General features: G+C 68.3%; 4 protein-coding genes and 1 pseudogene. 4 read left to right on the forward strand and 1 reads right to left on the reverse strand.

Annotated elements, in window-relative coordinates:
• The 4 genes and pseudogenes from AC2VOK_RS00120 to AC2VOK_RS00135 all read left to right on the forward strand — a co-directional run.
• A pseudogene (locus tag AC2VOK_RS00120) lies at window positions 1-462 on the forward strand (bifunctional 3-(3-hydroxy-phenyl)propionate/3-hydroxycinnamic acid hydroxylase); the annotation flags it as partial.
• Window positions 455-751: a hypothetical protein gene (locus AC2VOK_RS00125; RefSeq protein WP_428898663.1), complete on the forward strand. Its 297-nt coding sequence runs from the start codon at window positions 455-457 to the stop codon at window positions 749-751. The pseudogene AC2VOK_RS00120 and the gene AC2VOK_RS00125, both read left to right, overlap by 8 nt.
• Window positions 751-1,173, forward strand: coding sequence for a cytochrome P450 (locus tag AC2VOK_RS00130; protein ID WP_428898664.1), 423 nt, complete (start codon window positions 751-753; stop codon window positions 1,171-1,173). Before AC2VOK_RS00125 ends, AC2VOK_RS00130 begins: the two co-directional genes overlap by 1 nt.
• A 60-nt stretch (window positions 1,174-1,233) precedes the next feature.
• Entirely contained in the window at window positions 1,234-1,515 is a 282-nt protein-coding gene (locus tag AC2VOK_RS00135) for a hypothetical protein (RefSeq protein WP_428898665.1), read from the forward strand.
• A 70-nt stretch (window positions 1,516-1,585) separates the two neighbouring features.
• On the opposite strand, the gene AC2VOK_RS00140 is transcribed toward AC2VOK_RS00135, so the two are convergent.
• A complete protein-coding gene (locus tag AC2VOK_RS00140; protein WP_343709583.1) occupies window positions 1,586-2,461 on the reverse strand; it encodes a patatin-like phospholipase family protein in 876 nt (291 codons plus the stop codon).
• Window positions 2,462-2,908 lie beyond the last annotated feature (447 nt).

Raw genomic sequence — 2,908 nt, forward strand, 5'->3', positions numbered from 1 at the left:
ACCATGACGGCGGGCGGCCGGGTGGGCGACCTGCTGCGTCGCGCGGTGTTGCCCCGCTTGCAGCTGATCCCCGGTGTCCGGGACAAGATCGTCGACAGCACGACGCCGGCGCTGCACTCCAGTGCGCTCGTGCTCAGGCGCAGCCGCCGGCGAAGGCTGACCGGCCGGCTGTGCCCCAATCCCGTGCTGGCGGAGGGGCAACGCTTCGACGAAGCGGTCGGGCCCCGTTTCGCCGTCGTGACGTCCGCGCCGGTGTCTGACACGCAGCGCGCGGAGTTGGCCCGTCGGGGCGCCGTCGTGGTTGAGGTCGAACCCGGCACCGAACTGGCCCGCTGGCTACGACGCGGACGCGCGATCGCCGCGGTCGTCCGCCCCGACGCGACGGTGCTGTATGCCGGTCCCGACCTAACCGAAGCCTGCGGCCACATAACGGTTTTCGCGCCCTGCCTCGCCGATGCGTAGGCCCGCCGGCGTCGCCGTCTACCGCCGAAGTCTGTATTCGACCGAGGCGATTCGCGACCCCTACCCGCATTACGCCAGGCTGCGTGATCTGGGCGCGGTGGTGTGGCTGACCAGGCACAGGGTGTTCGCCGTACCGCGGTGCGCCGAATGCAAGGACGTGCTCCGCGACGAAGCGACGTTCGTGTCCGGCCATGGGGTGGGGCTCAACCCGTTCGTCAACCGGTTGTCGCGCGGAACGACGCGGCCGGGGATGCCGGACGGCTGCCCTACAGCGAGTGTTCGGCGTTGATGATCGACTACCTGGCGCCCTCGCTGGACACCACGATCAGCGGCATCGCCAGTGCGCTCGCGCTCTTCGCGGCGCATCCCGACCAGTGGCGAGCGCTCAGGGCCGAGCCGGCCCTGGTGTCCAACGCGATCAACGAAGTCCTGCGGTACGAGGCACCGCTGCGGGCGTTCTCGCGAAAGCTGCTGCGCGACCGCGCGGTTGCGGGCATCGAGCTGCCCGCCGGCGCCAGGGTGCTGGTGATCTATGCATCCGCCAACCGGGACGAGCGGGAATGGCCCGACCCCGACACGTTCGACATCCACCGCGACGCCAACCGCCAGCTCGGTTTTGGGCACGGCACGCACGCCTGCGCCGGGCAGGGGCTGGCCCGCCTCGAGATTCAGGCGATCCTCACCGCGCTGCTGCGGCTGGTCGCGGGCTGAGCGGGCTGACTGGGCGGTGCACGATGGCCGCTGATCGACTGGAGCGGCCTGGCCGATCGGTTGAACGCCGACATGCAGCCCGGCTGCGGGGCCGCGCTCGTCGACGCCGAGGGCGTGCCGTTCGTCAAGCTGATGCCCGTATCGCGAGGAAACGGCCACCCGCCGCATCAGTTCATCTACCGGCCCGCGCTGGTGAAGGTGCCCGGCGGTGTCACCGTGGTGGCCGTGCTCATCGGTGCGGCGTTGCTCGGGGCGGTCGGGGCGTTGATCGCCATCCCCGTCGCCGCCGCGCCGCAGCCACTGGTCTGCGAACTGCTTTTCCCCACGCTCGACGAAGCATGATCGCCGGCGCGGCGCCGCGACCTTGACCGCACATTCGCCGCGCCGGTGCGTCGGGCACGCGGCGCGACCATCAGGGCGAGGGAGATCCGTACAGTCCCGGACCGGTGATGCGGAGCTGTTCCAGAAACGAGCGAGCGGACACATACGCGGCCTCGATCAACTCGGCGGTGTGCGTGAAGTCAAGTGGCGAGAACAGTCTGGGCGCGGGACCGGGAAGGTACACGACCGGAATCCCGGCGGCGATGACGGGAGCCTCGAGTACGGACTGTGCCCGCATCGACACCATCGCCCAGTAGAGCAGAATGTCGGCGATCGTGTCGGTCGAACCCGGCAGCTGGCCAGGAAAGTTGCAGTCGAGCACAACCAACGAGCGTGCCCCCATCTCGACCGCTTGCCGCATCGGGACGTTGGCCACCAGACCGCCGTCGTAGAGCTGGTGGCCGTCCAGGTCGACAGCTGGGTAGATCCCGGGGACCGCCGCGCTGGCCAGCAGGGCCGGCAGCAGCGGACCGTCACGCACGACGTATGGCCGAGCGGTGGCGATATCTGTCGTGACCACGGCGAACGGCAGTATCAGGTCGGCGAATGTCGTTGCCTGTCCGATGAAGTCGGCGATCACAGCGGCCAGCCCGGTGTTGGGGAACAGGTGCGTCTTGACTTTCTGCAGCAGCAGGGCTTGGGCGATCAAACCGCCCGGGAACACCTGATCTCGCGTCATTCGCGCCCACACGTGCGAGAGCCGGTTCACCGCACCCCTCGGGTCCGCGGCGATGACCGCGCCGTTGAGCGAGCCAACCGAGGTTCCGGCGACGAGATCGGGAGTGACCTCGTACTCGCTGAGCGCCTGCAGCATGCCCACCTGGATCGCGCCAAGGCTGGCACCTCCGCCAAGCACGTAGCCGACCGGTCGGGGCAGCCCGTCCAGCCCAGGCACCTGACCATCCATCCCATCAGGCTAAAGCACCCAGTCACAACGACCGGGCCGTGGCCGGTATAGGAGATCTTCAGTGACCCGGCGGGCGGGAACGTCGAGTGGCGAGACGATTCTCGTTCTGGTCGAACACGATTGAGGCGTGCGATTCGAAGACGTCATCGGTGTCTTCCGCGCCGTCGAGCCGGACCTGGTCACGCACCCGGCGAATACTTCCGTTTCGGGTCCCAGGATCACAGTGAACTTGCCGTTGGGTTCGTGGTTTACGGATCCGAGGTCCCTGCGCACGGAGAAGACTGGGCAGGAGCAACCTCCTGACGGCAACCCCCGTTCAGCTGTGGCGAGGTCCCAGCCTTGTCATACCGTCCAGTCCCCAGGGGTGTAGCGTGGGACGTGCTGGGAATTTCAGCTGGTTCGGGATGAGTTCGGCTGTCCGCTGCGGAACTTCAGGAGCGTTGGCTC

The sequence above is a fragment of the Mycobacterium sp. TH-M116 genome (genome assembly GCF_057473685.1).